Consider the following 15525-nt stretch of genomic DNA (forward strand, 5'->3'; position numbering starts at 1 on the left):
AGGCGCCCGGAGCTGGGTATCGTTCGTCGCGAATCATCCAGAGGGGTGGAGGGACCGGCCCTACGAAGCCCCGGCAACTCCCCGATCGACCCGGCGTCCGAAGTACACGCCGTGCCGTCCGGGGTCAGTGCCAACTCCGGCCTGTCGCCAATGTGGCGCGGGAAAAGATGAGGAGACACGGTGCTCTCTGTGCTGTCCTTCGCCCGGGCGCTGACCGCCCCGGCCCTTCCGCGTACCCGTCTCGTGCCCGGCGCAGGCAATCGGCCGACTTCTCCGGCCCGTCCTCGCTGACCACCCCCGGCTCCCGCCGGGAGCCGCCGTGAGCAGGACCACCCACTGCTCGCGGGCACTGAGACTGGAGTACCCATCCATGGAGAACACGAGCGGCGTCGGCGTGCTCGACAAGGTCACCACGATCCTCGGCATCCTGGAGGCCGGCCCGGCCACCCTGGGCGGACTCGTCACCGCCACGGGCATGGCGCGCCCCACCGCCCACCGGCTGGCGGTCGCCCTCGAACACCACCGGCTGGTCACCCGTGACATGCAGGGCCGGTTCGCCCTCGGCCCCCGGCTCACCGAGCTCTCGACGGCGGCCGGCGAGGACCGGCTGCTGGCCGCCGCCGGCTCGGTCCTCACCCACCTGCGCGACATCACCGGGGAGAGCGCCCAGCTCTACCGCCGCCAGGGCGAGGTCCGGATCTGCGTGGCCGCCGCCGAGCGGCTGACCGGCCTGCGCGACACCGTGCCGGTGGGCGTCACGCTGCCGATGAAGGTCGGCTCCGCCGCGCAGATCCTGCTCGCCTGGGAGGAGCCCGAGCGCCTCCACCGGGGGCTGCAGGGCGCCCGGTTCACCGCCACCGCGCTGAGCGGGGTACGGCGCCGGGGCTGGGCCCAGTCCATCGGGGAGCGGGAGCCGGGCGTCGCCTCCGTCTCCGCGCCCGTGCGGGGCCCGTCGAACCGGGTGGTGGCCGCCGTCTCCGTCTCCGGCCCCATCGAACGGCTCACCCGCCACCCGGGCGCCCAGCTCTCCCAGGCCGTCCTGGAGGCGGCCCACCGGCTCACCGAGGCCCTGCGCAACCCCTGACCGGGTCGGCGCGCGGGCGGACCTGCCGGGCGGACCTGCCGGGCGGCCCTCCCGGGCGGCCCGACCGCCGGGCCGCCCGGGCCCGCGGGGACACGAGCGCGCGTCCCGCCCCTCGCATCCGACCTCTGGGCAGTAGCATCGCTTCAAACCTCTTTCGAGCTACTTTCCGGTAATTCAGCGATGGCCCGGACGGGCGCCAACGGGAAGGCCGTCCAACGGCGTTGGGGGAGATGTGACCGTCGTCGCCGCCGTGGTCCGCTCCACCCGGGTCCGGCCGCGCTCCGCCGCGGACCTGCTGGCGGAGGCGGTCGCCCGGGCCGGGCTCTGGGAGCGGCTCGCCGAGCGGGCCGGCGGCGATCCGGCGGCGGTCCCGGTGCTGCTGACCCCGGGCGCCTCCGCCTACGGCGACCCGGCGACCGCCGTCGGCACCGCCCTGGTGGAGCACCTGATCGACCTGCTGTACGACCGCGGCTACCACGACGTCACCGTCGGCGCCGCCCGCTGCGGCCCGGACACCTGGCTGGCCGGCCCCGGGCTCCTCGAAGCGTGCCGCCTGCTCGGCTACCGCGAACGCACCCCGCGCGGCAACGCCTACCGCCTGGTGGACCTCTCCGCCGAGGTCGAGCCGGCCGAGTTCCCCGAATCCGCCGTACTGCACGGCAGCGGGATGGCGCGCAGCTGGCTGGAGGCGGGCTTCCGGATCAACATCGCGAAGAACTGCACCCACCCGGAGTTCGGCTACGCCCTGTGCCTGGCCAACCTGTTCGGCGTGCTCCCGCAGGACGACAAGCACCACCACTACCGCGCCCGCCGCGACGGCGCCGAGGTCCTCGTCGACCTGCTGGGCGCCTACCCGCCGGACTTCCACCTGATCGACGCGGTGGTCAGCAGCCACGGCTGCGCCGGGGCGCAGGTCGGCCGCCCGCTGCGGACGGACACCGTGATCGCCGCACCGGACGGCGTCCTCGCCGACCTGGTCGGCGCGCTGCTGATGGGCGTCGACCCCGTCTCCTCGCCGCTCAACGCCCGGGTGCTCAGCGACCGCGGCCTGCCCGACGCCTACCGGATCGACGGCGACCTGACGCCCTACCCGGGCTGGCGCAACCCACCGCGCTCCCTGGTCGAGGCGGTACGCCGGCTCGCCCCCGACGGGCGCGCCCACCGGCTGTTCAGCATCGCCGCCTGGCAGGTCGCCCCCGGCACGACGGAGGTCACCGACCCGGCGCTCGCCCGGCTCTCCCGCCTCCTCACCGCGCTGATCCGCGCCGCCGACACCAACCCGGCCGCCACCGCCACCCTGTGCGCGATGGTCGGCGCCGCGGCCTCCGCCTCCTCCACCGTCCGCGCCTGGCGGACCGGCAACGCCAAGGACGCCCTGCGGCGCCGGGACGTCTCCCTCGCGGTCGACCCGGCGGCCTACACCCACCAGGACTTCGACCGGATCACCGCCCTGCTGCGGCCGCTGGAGACGGTGATCGACGCGCTGCCCGCCGACGCCTGGCAGATGCGCTGGCAGCACGTCGGCCACTCGATCCTGTTCGGCTGCGAACGCACCGTCAACGCCCCGTACCCGGAGTTCGTCCGGCGGGTCGACATCAGCCGCTCCATCAGCTACATGACCGACTACCTCGGCGGCCGCGTCCACGTGGTGACGCGCGACGACCAGGGCCGGCCGACCCGCCAGATCGAGCGCAACCTCTACCTGGCGCAGCCCAACTACCTGGCGTACTACGGCGGTCCGCCCATCGACGTGTGCAAACTGGAGTCCGTCGACTACGGCGAACGGCGGCAGCGGATCTCCTGGCGCACGGTCCGCAGCCCCAACGGCTCCGCCGCGTACGACGACGGCTCGGTGGTCTTCCTCCCCGCCGACGGCGGCGCCCGCACCCGCATCGTCGTCCGGGTGCGCCAGCGCTTCACCCTCCCGCTGACCTGGCAGGTCTTCCGCCCCGAAACCCGGCCCAAGCTCAGGGACCCGCTGGTCCAGGACTCCTACCAGCGCTTCTTCACCCGCACCCTGGACAACTTCGAGGCCCAGTACGAGGGACGCCCCTACCGGATCGGCCGGCCCTGGGAGGAGTTCGACGACCTGGAGGCCGCCGAACTGCCCACCCAGCGGCTGACCGAGGCCGCCCGGCTGGTGCGCACCGTCGCCTCCCAGGCCCTCACCCAGACCCTGACCGTGCCGACCCCGCCGGGACGCCTGGGCCCGGACGGCTTCTGGCACGTCGCCCCCGGCGACGTCCCGACCCGCTCCCCGCTGCTGGGCGAGTTCCGCGAGGCGCTGCGCCCGGCGGTCACCGGCTTCTGGGCGGGGCTGCGCGAGGCCGCCGCCCGGGACCGGCGATCGAGGCAGGCCCCGTGAGGGCATGCGTGACCGGCGCCAGCGGGCTCGTCGGATCCCAGGTGGTGCGCGCGCTGCGCGCCGCCGGACACGAGCCGCGGGCACAGGTGCGCCGCAGCAGCGACCTGCGCCAACTGCACGGCCTGGACGTGCCGTTGGTGAACGCCGACCTGCGCGACCCGCCCAGCCTGCGGGACGCGTTCGAGGGCTGCGACACCGTGTTCCACTGCGCCGCCGTCTTCTCCTACTGGGACACCAGCCGGGAGGAACTGACCAGGGCCAACGTCGAGGGCACCCGCGAGGTGCTGCGGGCGGCGGCCGAGGCCGGCGTCCGGCGGGTGGTGGTCACCTCCTCCTCCATCACCTGCGGCTCCTCCGGTGGACCGGTGGCCCGGAACGAGGAGGGGATGCCCGGAGACGAATACCTGCCGGACTACTTCGTCACCAAGCTGGAGCAGGAACGCACGGCCTTCACCCTCGGCACCGAACTCGGCCTGGAGGTGGTGGCGGCCTGCCCGACCATCGTCGTCGGCGGGCCGGACTGGCGGCTGGTGCCCAGCAACGCGCTGATCACCCGGTACCTGGCCGACGCGCTGCGCACCACCTACCCGGGCGGCTGCAACATCGTCGCCGTCCGGGACGTCGCGGCCGGCCACGTGCTGCTCGCCGAACGCGGCCTGCCCGGGGAGCGCTACCTGCTCGGCGGTGAGAACTGGGCGTGGCGCACCATCCACCAGACCGTCTCCGAGCTGTGCGGCACCCGGGGACCGTGGGCCACCGCGAGCCACACCGGCGCGTACCTGGCGGCGACGGTGGGGGAGATCCGCGCGGTGCTGACCGCCCGGGCCCCGGCGACCACCCGGGCGGAGGCCCGGACGATGGGGCGCTTCTACTGGTACCGCCACGACAAGGCCGCCGCCCTCGGCTACCGGCCGCGCCCGGCCCGGCAGGCGCTGGTGGAGGCGCTCGGCTGGCTGCTGACCAGCCCGCACGTGCCGGACCGGATCCGGGCCGGGCTGCGGCCGCACCCGGAGGTGACGGGCGCGCGGGAACTGCTGCCCCGGCCGCTGGAGGAGGGTTGAGCCTCAGGGGGCCCTGAACTCGGGCGTGTCGGTGGTCTTCGGGTGGACGTCGCGCGTGTGGTGCGTGCCGCGCCCGCCGCGCCGCCGCCGGCGCCGTCTGCGCTGCCGGTCCGGCCGCGAGGCCCCGTCACGCTCGGTGGTGGGATGGTGGTGGCCGTCCGTGCCGTAGTGGATGTCCGTGGTCTCGTGGGTGTCCGTGGTCCGGTGGACGTCCGCCTCGATGTGCTCGCCCCGCGCGGTCCTGCGGAGGTGGTCCCGCAGGCGCTGCTCGTGCCACCGGGTGACCTCCGCGACCTGCCGGGCGTAGTCGATGCCGAGCCCGCCCAGCTCCAGGGAGAACTTGAGGTCCTCGTCGGCGACGAACTTCCAGTACTCGCTGTAGACCTCCCCCCAGGCCAGCCGGCCGGTGGCCAGCCCGGCCATCAGCTCCGCCGTGTCGCCCCACATCGCGGTCTGGAGTTCGGCGACCGTGATCGCGGTGGACCGGAGGTGCTCCCAGCCCGCCTGGAGTTCGTCGTTCAACTGTTCCGGGGTCTTGGGAGACATGGCCAACTCCTCAGTTGGGACTGCCGGTTGCGGTGCGGTCCGGCAGCGGGCTCAGCAGCGTGCTGTGGTGGAACCCCAGACGGGGATCGGTCCAGACGGGCAGTTCGGGAAGGTGGGCGCGCAGCTCCGGCATCTCGACCCGCAGCCGCACGGTGTTGGCCGGGTAGTCGTACACGGTGATCGTGTTGAGCCCCCGGTTGGCGGTGAACAGGAGACTCTGGTCGGCGGACAGCTGGCAGGCGTAGACCCCGTCGACGAGCGTGCCCCGGGTGACCCGCAGGGCGCCGAGGAAGTGCTTGCTGCTCGGGCCGGGCGACCCCCGGGTGAAGGCGTCGGTGACCTGTTTCGCCGCCTGCCGGGCGGAGCGCAACTGCTCTGCCACGCCCGGGCGTTGGTCGATGACGCGGGAGGAGGCGAAGTCGGCGAGGTCGATCATCACGATGGTGCTGCTGCCGCCGTTGCAGTAGATCAGCTCGCGGTCGGACACACAGACGTCCGAGTTGATGTGCGCGGGGAAGTTCTGGCCGGCCGCCCAGTGGCGCAGGATCTGCCCGGTCTCGGCGTCGATCTCGTACACGTACTCCTTGAAGTAGGCCATCGCCCACTCGTGCCAGTCCCGGCCCTCCTGGGGGAGAACGCGGAAGGAGAGCGCGTAGAAGCGGTCGTCGCTCGGGTGGCAGGCCACGTGCCAGCAGGTCGTGGGCAGGGCGACCCGGCGGGCGACGCGCTTCTCCAGGTCGAAGATGCCCACCTCGGCCGCCTCGCCCCGGCCCGGGTGGTCCATGCCGCCGTAGACGAGGAAGCGGCCGGAGGCGGTGCGCTTCATGGCGTGGGGGAGCTTGAGCCGGTGGTCGCCGATGCGCCGGGCCTCGGTGGGGCGGTCGAGGTCCATCAGCCACAGGCCGTCACCGATCGCGGTGATCCCGTGGGTGCCGTCCAGCCACACCATGTGGGTGCTGCTCTTGATGGCGGCGTCCGGGGGCTCGAAGCGCAGGGCGGACACGCGCTCGCTCTCGTCCAGCGACTGGACGTCGTAGAACAGGAGTTGCTGCCCGGCGTTGCCGAGGAACCCGAACTTGTGGTCCGGGGTGATGCTGACGGCGTGGCCGCCGGCCACCCCGTCGTAGTACTGGATCCGGTACGCGTACTCCCCGCTGTCGGGGTTGTAGCGGAACACGCACACGCCGGCCGCGCCCTCCAGGCCGTTCATGCCGTTCCCGTCCAGGGCGATGTGGAAGGCGTAGGGGTAGGTGACCATCTGGTTCGTGTCCTCCATTGATCATCGTAGGAGGGGCGCGGGTTGATCGCATGCGGGGCCGCTCCGGGGGGTGCGTATGCGACCCATGTGTGCGAACCTGATGAAGGGGCCAGGTAATCGAATCGTTACACTGGGTGGCTGCCTTTCGGTAGCCATGGAAATCGCTCAAGGAAAGGCAGGCTGATCCCTATGATGCCCGCACAACCGACGGCCACGTTGCCGCGCGACGAACCGTTCCAGGCGTCCGGGATTGACGCGAAGACTGTGGTCGTCTCGCAGGAGAGTGCCCCCATCGGTCCGGCTGGCGACCCGGGCTTCCACCTCTTCACGGTCTCGCTGCGTGTGGCTGACCCGAAGGAGGGTCAGTGGGCGAAACAGACCGCGGTGCCGTGCACCTTCAAGGCCCCGACCGGCTGGCAATGGGTCGACTGGGCGAACCACTACTGGTACAACGACAACACATACACGGTCAACGGACTCGTGGTCGTCTCGCCGCCGCCGACGATCAATGGCGACACGCTGACCTTCAGCATGGACATGAGCCTGAACACGACCCCGACGGACAGCGACCGACTGTGCTTCACGCTGCTGATCCAGCCGAAGAGCACGGCCAGCGGCACGCAGAAGGACGGGCTGGCGACCATCGGCGTGAAAGGTGAGAACCTGCTCCCCGTGACATGCCCGCTCTGGGCGATCGTCCCGTCCTAGCGGCCCGCAGGGTCACCGAAGTCAGCCTCGGCGGTGCGGATCCGGATCGGATCCGCACCGCCGAATGTTGTCACTGCGGGGTGGTGTCGAGCTCGATCGGGCCGTAGACCTGGGTCAGGCCCTGGGTGCTGTAGCACTCGAGGGCCGCGTGCTGGAGGGTGAGGGTGATATCGAGGCTCATGAGGTGGCCTGCGAAGGTTCCGGCGGTGATCGTACCGACTGCCCGGATCATGGGTGTCCCCTCTTCCGGAGGGGTGATGCTCGCGTGGCTGAAGGAGACCTCGCTGTACGAGTTGTCGCTCCAGATGAAGACGGCCGTCGCGTCGAACTCGCCCGTGAGACAGCCGAGGATGCCGGAGCCGGAGCCGGAGAAGATGCCCTGGGTGACGCCGGGGCGTGAAGAGGACTCGCACGGTGCCGCGGTGCCGCTGAAGGTCACATCGGTCTGCTGCTTGTGGAACCACGTCAGTCCGGGCGAGAAGTTGACGGTCGCGCTGCCCGCGCAGGTCAGATCAGCGGTCTGGGCCGACGCCTGCGGAGTGGCGGGCAGCCAGGCACTCGCCGCGAGGACGGAGACGGCCAGGGCGCGGGCCGCGAGGGCCTTTCTGGTGCGGGGGAGGGCGAGCTTGGGGGACATCGTGGCGGTGCCTTTCTGGTGTGGTCGCGGCAGCTGGGTGGCGGCCGGAAGTGGGGCCCCCGTGGGGGGTGAGCCGTGTCGGTGGCGCGCACGAGGAGCGCGCCCGGCGGTCTGCGAAGCGCTTCGTTGGTAGCCGAACACATTGCGTGGCGACCCGCTCGCCTAGGGAAGCTGTTCGGATCACCCTCCGTGCGCGGGCGTGATCTTGTTCTGAAGATCATCTTGTTGGAGACTGAGGCATGCCGAACCTGTCGAACCTGCCGACCTTCGTCTTCGTCCACGGAGCCTTCGCGAACTCCTTCTCCTTCGCGCCGCTACAGGCCGAACTCGCCCTGCTCGGGCACCGCTCGGTCGCGGTCGACCTGCCGGGGCACGGCTTCGAGGCGACCTACCCGCTGGGCTACCAGGCCCCCCAGGACCTCGCCTCGATGTCCGCGGAGCCGGGCGCCATCAAGCGAGTCACCCTCGCCGACAACGCCGCCCGGGTGATCGAGGTCCTGGAGCGGGCCAAGCGGAACGGGCCCACCGTCCTCGTCGGCCACAGCCGGGGCGGCATCACGATCACCGCCGTCGCCAACGCCCGGCCCGACCTGGTCGACCGGATCGTGTACGTGTCCGCCTGGTGCCCCGTCGACCTGACCGTGGGCGAGTACTACGCCCAGCCCGAGATGGCGGACGTCGACCCGGCCGCCTTCGCCTCCTCGCTCGTCGGCAACCCGGCCGAACTCGGGCTGCTCCGCGTCAACTTCCGCACCGCCGACCCGGCCGCGCTCGCCGCGTTCAAGGCGGCCTTCGCGGCCGACCTCACGGACGACGAGTTCCGGACCTTCCTCAACACCTTCCAGCCCGACGAGAACCTCGACGTCGGCACGACCGACGACCGCGCCCAGGCGGCGACGTGGGGTCGCGTCCCCAGGGCCTACGTCCGCCTGGCCGCCGACGCCAGCATCCCGCCCGCCGCCGCCGACCGGATGATCCGCGAGGCCGACGCCCTCACCCCGGAGAACCCCTTCGACGTCCACACCCTGGACGGCAGCCACCTGCGCTGGCTCGTCCACCCGCAGCCGGCCGCCGCCCTGCTGGCGGGCCTCGCGGATGACTAGCGGACTGTCAGGTACGTGAGTTCTGGCGGCGCGTGGCCCCTGCTGTGATGGCGCTGGGCTGCCAGCGGCCTGAAGGTCGACCGCTAGCCTGCCCCACCCCAGCGGCGGGTCGATGCCGCTGGGGTGAGGCAGGTGGCACTACGGGCGGGACTTCCTCCGGGGAGTCCCCTTTGGCTCAGCTCGTGGATGCCATGAGTTGCTAACTATCTGCGTCCATCCACGGGGGTACGGGGGTGTTTACGCCGAGGAGGTGGCCAAGGTTGAGTCCCATTTTATTCCATGTGTGCTCTCTGATTCTGAGAAATTCGCCAACGTCGCCCGAAATGCCGTTGCGTATGGCTTCCCCGTGCTGGGTGAGAACGAGGTTCTCTCCCTTCGCGCTGAGCGAGAATCTGATGGTGGATCCGACTGCGTCGAAGTAGTCGGCAGACTCTACGATGAATGTGAAGCTCTCCGGTGTGTCGAATACTACGCGAACCTTTCCGACCTCCTGGCTGACATTGCGATTGAACCCCCTGGTGAAGGGATTGTCATCCCCGAACATCTCGTTCGCGTGCAGCTCGCAGAAGGCTCCGTCCTGAAATACCGGACACCCCTTGATGTTGAACGGGAAGACCGCTCCCGGGTTCTCTCGGAATTTCTTCATTGCCAGCTCCGGCGTAATGCCACGAGCCGATCCGATCAATTCGCTTTGCGTATATGTGCGATCCGGGTCATTCGTGTGCGGCGTCTTCACTGGAGTGCACTTCATCGGCGCATGGCACCGTTCGGCCGGCGTCGGGCCGTTCGAAGGCGACTGGCCCGGCTTGCACCTGTTGACAGCCAGCTGATTCTTGCTGCACGACGACCCCGGCGGAGTGTAGCCGTGGTCGTACGCGCGTGTGATCTCTTCCTGGAGCTGCTTCGTCGTTCCCGCAGAGATGCCGGTTTCGGCGTCCCAGGCCATCAATCCGCTGGGGTCGCTCTTGGCGATGGGGTTGCTGGCCGCGTAGTTGTAGCCGCCGAGTTGCTGGGCGTCAGTCGCCTCGAAGACCGGGTCGAGGCTGATGAACCGGCCGGTGACCGGGTCGTACTGGCGGGCGCCGAGGATGGTGAGGCCGGTGGCCGACGAATTCGGGGCGTTGAGGAAGCCCCGGTTGTCGGGCCACGAAACGGCCGTGCCGCGCGGGCCTCCGTAGGGGGTGAACTGGCGCCAGGTCGGGGTCTGGCAGGAGCGGTCGAGGACCAGGCCGGCGGTGCCGTGCGGGTCCGAGATCTCGAACTGGTAGTTGGCCAGTGAGCCGGTGCGGACGACGGTGCCGCCGCCGGGCAGGGGGATGGAGCGGGTGCCGGTGACGGCGCCCGCGCTGGTGAGGGTGTGCTGCTGGCCCGGCAGGTACAGCACCGTGCTGCCCGGGTCCTTCTGGAGCAGGACCTTGCCGTCGGCGTCGTAGACGTAGCCGGTGTCGCCCGCCGTGCCGCCCTTGATGGACGTCAGCCGGCCCGCGTCGTCCCATGCCAGGGTCTGGGTGCCGTCGGCAGCGGTCACGCGCTTGGTGGTGTTGCCCGCGGTGTCGTACTCCAGGCTCGTGCCACCGGTGGCCGAGGTCAGGGTGTGGGGCTGGTTCTTCCCGTTCCCGTTGTAGGTGTACGTGGTGGTGGTGTCCGCGCCGCCGGTGGTGGAGTGCGCCACCTGGCGGGTGCGGTTGCCGAGGGCGTCGAAGGACCAGTCGGTCCAGTACGCGCCGCCGGTGACGGCGTCGCCGACCTGGGTGTGGGCCGCCGTGGTCGGGGTGGCCGCGCAGGAGTCGGTGGCGGTCCATGCCTGGCTGAGGCGGTCGAGCTGGTCGTAGGTGAAGCACTGGGTCTCGGAGGTGGCGCCGAGGCGGGTGGAGACCTGCCGGGTGACGTTGCCCGCGAGGTCGTAGTCGTAGTGCTGGCGGTCGACGTCGGCCGGGGAGCCCGTGGTGGCGCGCTGGACGAGCTGCTCGTTCAGCCGGCCGGTGTGGACGTCGTAGCTGTTGGCGATGACGCCGTAGCTGCCGGGGCTGCCGATCTGCGATTGGAGCACGCGGCTCCAGGCGTCGTACGCCGTCTCCTGGGTGTACGTGTAGCTACCGGCGGCCAGACCGGACGGCAGGTCGAACTTGGGCGAGTAGGTGTACTGGACGGACTCGGCTGACAGGCCGTTCCCCGTGGGGTAGGTGTCCGTGAAGGGCAGGCCCGTATTGGTGAGGTACGTGTGTGAGAACACGTACGACTTGCCGCCGAGCACCGCGCCTTCGGCCGACGGGATCGTGACGGTCTCGCCGAGGGACGCGCCGAAGACGTTGAAGCCCGAGGACTGCTTCGTGTAGGCGGCGCCGTTGACGTAGGAGGTCGACGTGGTGGTGTGGCCGATCGGATTGGTCATGCCGGCCACGGCGTTGTCGTTGTCGTACACCCAGGACGCGATCCGGTTGGCGTCCGCCTGAGCCGTCAGCGGCGCGGCGAAGGAGGCCGTCTTCCGGTTCAGCTTGTCGTACGTGTAACTGACGGTCTTCGCCCGTGAGTCCGTGGACTGCGCGAGGTTGCCGACCGCGTCGTACTGCATCGTGCCGGCACCGGCGTCGGGGTCGTTCCTGCCGGTGACCTGGCCGAGCAGGTTGTACGTGCTGGTCCAGGTGGAGCCGGCGGCGGTGACGGTGTTCTGCTTGCCGTGGCCGTCGAAGCCGTAGGTGATCGCCTGGCTGGTGCCGCCGCTCACCGTGTAGGTGCCGGTGAAGGTGTCGGCGGGCGCCGTCACGGTGGGCCGTGCGGTGTAGTCGTCGAGTTCGACGGTCCGGCCGAGGGGGTCGGTGACGGTGGTCTTCACGGTGCCGCCGGTGGGCGGGACGACCGTGGTGCGGTCGCCGCCGTAGACGGTGGTCGTGCTCTCCTGGACGACGTTGTTCTTGATCGAGTCCACCCGCACGGCCCGGCCGAGGCCGTCGTAGGTGGCGCGTTCCTGGGTCGGGACCAGTTGGTCCTTGGCGTCGGTGGCGAGTGCCAGCGCCGGGACGTTGGCCGGGTCCCAGAAGGCCTTGTTGGTCTTGCTGACCAGGCCGCGGGAGTCGAAGTACGATTCGGTGATCAGGCGGCCGCCCTGCGGGGTCGGCGACTGGGTCTGGCGGACACGGCCGAGCGAGTCGTAGACCGTAGTCGAAGTCACGTAGCTCAGAGCCTCGTTGAGCTTCGCCGTCGTCGCTCCGGAGAGGCCGGTGTTGGACACGGTGTAGTCGAACTTCAGATTGGCCGGCGCCGACGTCGGACGGGACTGCGTCCACACGCCGGTGAGGCGGCCGAGGGCGTCGGACTGGGTGCCGGCGGTGACGTTGTTGGCGTCGGTCGCAGTGAGGACCATGCCGCGGGTCGGTGAGAGCGTCGTCCTCGCCGTCTGGTTCTTGGCGTTGGTGACGGTGGTGCCGGTGGTCAGGCCGACCGTGTCGACGGTGTACGCCGTCGTGGTGGTGTTGCCGTTGGCGTCCTTCGCGACCAGCGGCCGCCCGTACTTGTCGTACGTGGTCCGCGCGCCGGTCTGCCAGGTGTAGGCGCTTCCGGTGTGGTCGGAGGCGGTCTGCGTCATGGTGACGTTGCCGACGGTCGGAGCGTTGGCCTGCGGGAAGGCCGTGGCGAACTGAGGGTCGTCGTAGAACGTCCGGGTCGCGGACTGCACCTGCGCGGGCCGGTTGACGGTGGCGGGCGCGGTGAGGGTGTTGTAGCCGGCCGGCGCCGAGGCGGTGCCGCCCTGGGTGAAGCCGCCGCAGGCTACCGACACGGTCTCCTGGGAGGCGACCAGGCCCACCAGGTTCAGACCGGTGTTCACCGGCGCGTAGGTGTAGCTGGTGCACTGGTCGTACGCGGCGTCCGCCGGAACGGTGTGCGAGTACGTGGCGGTCAGCAGACCGAAGTTGGCGTCTGCGGGGTTCGCGACGTAGCTGCTGTCGGTCTCGTTCACCCGCCACCCGGTGGGCGTGACGGAGGTCAGCGCCTGACGGCTGTAGCTCTCGGCGGGCTTCACCGCCTTCGCCGTGAGGTCGGGAAGGCCGTTGCGGCCGCGGGTCGCGGTGGCCGCCGACACCCAGTACGAGGTGATGGCCAGGTTCTCGACCGCACCGCCGTCACCCTTGTAGGTGGTGCTCTCCAGCGCCATGCCGGACAGCGGTCCGCTGTCGGCATGGGCGCCGCCCTGGGAGTCCGTCAGGGAGGCGGAGCGGGTGGAGCCGGCCGACAGCCAGTCCCCGTCCATGCCCCGGTAGTAGGCGGTCTTCTGCTTGGTCCGGCGGTCGTTGGTGCCGTCGCCCGCCCGGGTGGTCACGTCGGCGTAGCCGCGGAACTGGCCCCAGGTACGGTACTTGGGCTGCACCACCTCGTTGTCGTCGTAGTGCCAGGCGGCGCCGCCGCCGTACTCGTACGAGGTGGTCTTGGCCAGCGCGCCGCCGGTTCGGTCGGCCTCCTGGATCATGGTGACGGCGTACTTCTGGAACCAGTCGGTGACCGGAGCGGTGTAGAACTTCGGCGTCCAGCTCACCGGGTAGCAGGAGTTGGTGTTGGTGGAGGCGTTGGCCGAGGCCACGTAGGCGGCGGTGCACGGGTTCGGCAGGCCGTAGGTGACGCTGGTCAGGCCACCCAGCTCGCTGGTGACCGAGGTCATCCGGTAGCGGTACATGCCGGGGAAGTTGGCGGTGTTCACCCGGTTCTGCATGGTGGTGCCGCCGAAGACCACGGGCGGGAGGGAGAGGGAGCCCGATCCGCCGGCCGTGGTGTCGCTGCCGGTGCGGGTGACGGAGGCCAGCCAGAGCGTCGGCGAGGTGCCGTCGCCGGTCGGCGGTTCGGTCTGTGCGAAGTCGTAGGTGTCGACCGGGAGGTACTTGGCGGCGGCCGTCGAGTACTGCTTGGTGACGATCTGCTTCAGCCGGACGGTCGAGAAGAACGACGGCGACTGCGAGGTGCAGGTCTTGCCGCTGTCGCAGACCAGGTCGAACGGCACGTCCGGGTACTGAGTCCCGGCGTTGGTGGCCGAGATCGGGTCACAGGTGGCGGCCACGCAGCGCGAGCCGGTGAGGAAGTGCACCTGGTCCGGGACGGTGCCGAAGGCGCCGTTGTCGAGGAACCCGTAGTCGATCCGGGACAGGTACGAGTCGCGGACGTACTTGGTGTTGGTCTTGCCCTTGTTCTGCCCGTAGTAGTTGGTGTCCTGGGTGTACCAGTAGGACATGGCCTGGCCCCGGACGTCCTTGACGTAGTCCAGGTGCCACTTGTAGGCCGTGGTGCAGACCGAGGAGTCGAATCCGGCGGCGTTGTAGCACGGGTCGCCGGCGTGCGAGGAGTAGACCGGCACCGAGTCGACCGAGTTGGTCACCGGCTTGCCGGAGCTCCAGCCGGGCAGCTGGTTGCGGCCGAAGGAGTACACCGTGCCGGAGCGGTCGGTGACGGTCCAGTAGTCGGTGTTGTAGGTGCCGGCGCCGTTGTTGGAGCCCGTGACGTGGGCGATGACCTCGCCGTTGTCGTTCTGCGGCTTCCAGGTGTTCTTGCCGGAGTCCCAGACCAGCGCGGTCGACGAGCCGTTCAGCGACAGGGTGAGGACCGGCCCCGCGTAGCACTGGTCATTGGTCTCGGAGGGCGAGGCGGTGCCGCCGGGCTTGTCGGCGCAGGAGGTGAAGGTCTGCTCGATGAAGGAGTCCGGGGTCGACCAGCCGTCGCCCAGCCAGGAGGCCTGCGCCTGGGTGGAGGCGGTCTTGCCGTCCACCGACCCGGAGTCGTAGCCCAGCGAGATGTTGGGGACCAGGGTGGTGGTGGCGCCGGGGGTCTGGACCGGGTACGCGTAGGTGAAGGATCCGCCGGCGCTGCCGCCCGTCCACGATCCGGCCGGGGAGAGCGCACTGGCCGCGTAGTCGCCGGCCGGGCCGCCGCCCTGGTTGCCGGAGTCGGTCGCGGCGAGGACCTGGAGGCCGGAAGCCGACGCCTTCGCGAGCCCGACCTCCGCGGACACGCTGGACGTCTTCGCGTCGTGCTGGGTCGGGAGCGGGGTCCGCACCCGGCAGTCCGCGACCTCGGGCGTGGTCAGCGCGCAGGCCGGGAGGGTGACGAGGCCGAGCCGGGAGGCGTAGTTGCCGCCGTAGGCCTCGGCGAAGGCCGAGTAGTCGACGCCGACCCGGACCTTGCCCGCGTCGGTGGACGGATCGATCGTGAAGACCACGCCGGAGATGCCCAGTTCGCCGGACTTCTTGTGGTCGAGCACCGTCACGCCGATGTCGGACGGCCCCTGCGGGGCGCCGCTGTCCGGTTTTGCCGCCTGCAACCAGACGGGCGTGCCGACGGCGGTCTGCCGGACGTCGGCGGACCTGTCCGAGGACGCGGCCAGGTGGGCGGCGCCCTTGGCCGCCTTCGGCCAGGTGGTGGCGCGCGGGGTGAAGCCGCGCTGGGTCTGTTCGACCTGCTGGGCGATCTTCGGCTTGAGGTCCTTGACGCCCTTCACGGCGCCCGCGGACGGCGCGTCGGGCTTCCACGGCCGGGCCTGGTCGGCGGCCTGGGCGGGGGTGGTGAGGAGCGCGAAGGCCAGCGCGGCCGAAGTCATCCCCCCCACCCACGGCAAGGTTCTTTGTTGACGAAGTATCAGTTCTGAGTCGGATTCTCCGACTCTTCGCTTCGCTCTGCGGAGCATGACTCGGTCACACCTCTGCGGTCGGCTGCATCGGGGCAGCACTGATTACCCGACGTGATGATCATCGTCGGAAGTGGCGATGACTATGGCAAGAGCGGCCGC

9 protein-coding genes and 1 riboswitch are annotated in these 15525 nt (G+C 70.6%); of the genes, 5 read left to right on the forward strand and 4 right to left on the reverse strand.

What is annotated here, in order from left to right:
• The first annotated feature begins 30 nt into the window (after window positions 1-30).
• A riboswitch (SAM riboswitch) is annotated at window positions 31-174 on the forward strand.
• A gap of 196 nt (window positions 175-370) precedes the next feature.
• From ACFRAR_RS19895 to ACFRAR_RS19905, 3 genes are all read left to right on the forward strand, one after another.
• Window positions 371-1084: an IclR family transcriptional regulator gene (locus tag ACFRAR_RS19895; protein WP_380699426.1), complete on the forward strand. Its 714-nt coding sequence runs from the start codon at window positions 371-373 to the stop codon at window positions 1082-1084.
• A gap of 232 nt (window positions 1085-1316) precedes the next feature.
• Window positions 1317-3449 (forward strand): DUF362 domain-containing protein, encoded by a 2133-nt coding sequence (locus ACFRAR_RS19900; RefSeq protein WP_380699427.1) that lies wholly within the window; start codon window positions 1317-1319, stop codon window positions 3447-3449.
• An 8-nt stretch (window positions 3450-3457) separates the two neighbouring features.
• Complete coding sequence (locus ACFRAR_RS19905; protein WP_380699428.1) at window positions 3458-4510, forward strand: NAD-dependent epimerase/dehydratase family protein; 1053 nt, start codon at window positions 3458-3460, stop codon at window positions 4508-4510.
• Window positions 4511-4513: 3 nt separating this feature from the next.
• Here the strand turns inward: ACFRAR_RS19905 and ACFRAR_RS19910 are convergent, their stop codons facing one another.
• Both ACFRAR_RS19910 and ACFRAR_RS19915 read right to left on the reverse strand, forming a co-directional pair.
• Complete coding sequence (locus ACFRAR_RS19910) at window positions 4514-5056, reverse strand: hypothetical protein (RefSeq protein WP_380699429.1); 543 nt, start codon at window positions 5054-5056, stop codon at window positions 4514-4516.
• Between the two features lie 10 nt (window positions 5057-5066).
• Window positions 5067-6332, reverse strand: coding sequence for a hypothetical protein (locus tag ACFRAR_RS19915; RefSeq protein ID WP_380699430.1), 1266 nt, complete (start codon window positions 6330-6332; stop codon window positions 5067-5069).
• Window positions 6333-6503: 171 nt separating this feature from the next.
• Here ACFRAR_RS19915 and ACFRAR_RS19920 point away from each other — a divergent pair, with 171 nt between their 5' ends.
• Window positions 6504-7022 (forward strand): hypothetical protein, encoded by a 519-nt coding sequence (locus ACFRAR_RS19920; protein WP_380699431.1) that lies wholly within the window; start codon window positions 6504-6506, stop codon window positions 7020-7022.
• 70 nt (window positions 7023-7092) lie between these two features.
• Here ACFRAR_RS19920 and ACFRAR_RS19925 read toward each other — a convergent pair whose 3' ends face one another.
• Entirely contained in the window at window positions 7093-7659 is a 567-nt protein-coding gene (locus ACFRAR_RS19925; RefSeq protein ID WP_380699432.1) for a hypothetical protein, read from the reverse strand.
• 248 nt (window positions 7660-7907) lie between these two features.
• On the opposite strand from ACFRAR_RS19925, the gene ACFRAR_RS19930 reads away from it, so the two are divergent.
• Window positions 7908-8762, forward strand: coding sequence for an alpha/beta fold hydrolase (locus ACFRAR_RS19930; RefSeq protein WP_380699458.1), 855 nt, complete (start codon window positions 7908-7910; stop codon window positions 8760-8762).
• Between the two features lie 199 nt (window positions 8763-8961).
• On the opposite strand, the gene ACFRAR_RS19935 is transcribed toward ACFRAR_RS19930, so the two are convergent.
• Complete coding sequence (locus tag ACFRAR_RS19935) at window positions 8962-15336, reverse strand: RHS repeat-associated core domain-containing protein (protein WP_380699433.1); 6375 nt, start codon at window positions 15334-15336, stop codon at window positions 8962-8964.
• Window positions 15337-15525: the final 189 nt, after the last annotated feature.

This window comes from Kitasatospora sp. NPDC056651, assembly GCF_042792155.1.
GTDB lineage: Bacteria > Actinomycetota > Actinomycetes > Streptomycetales > Streptomycetaceae > Kitasatospora.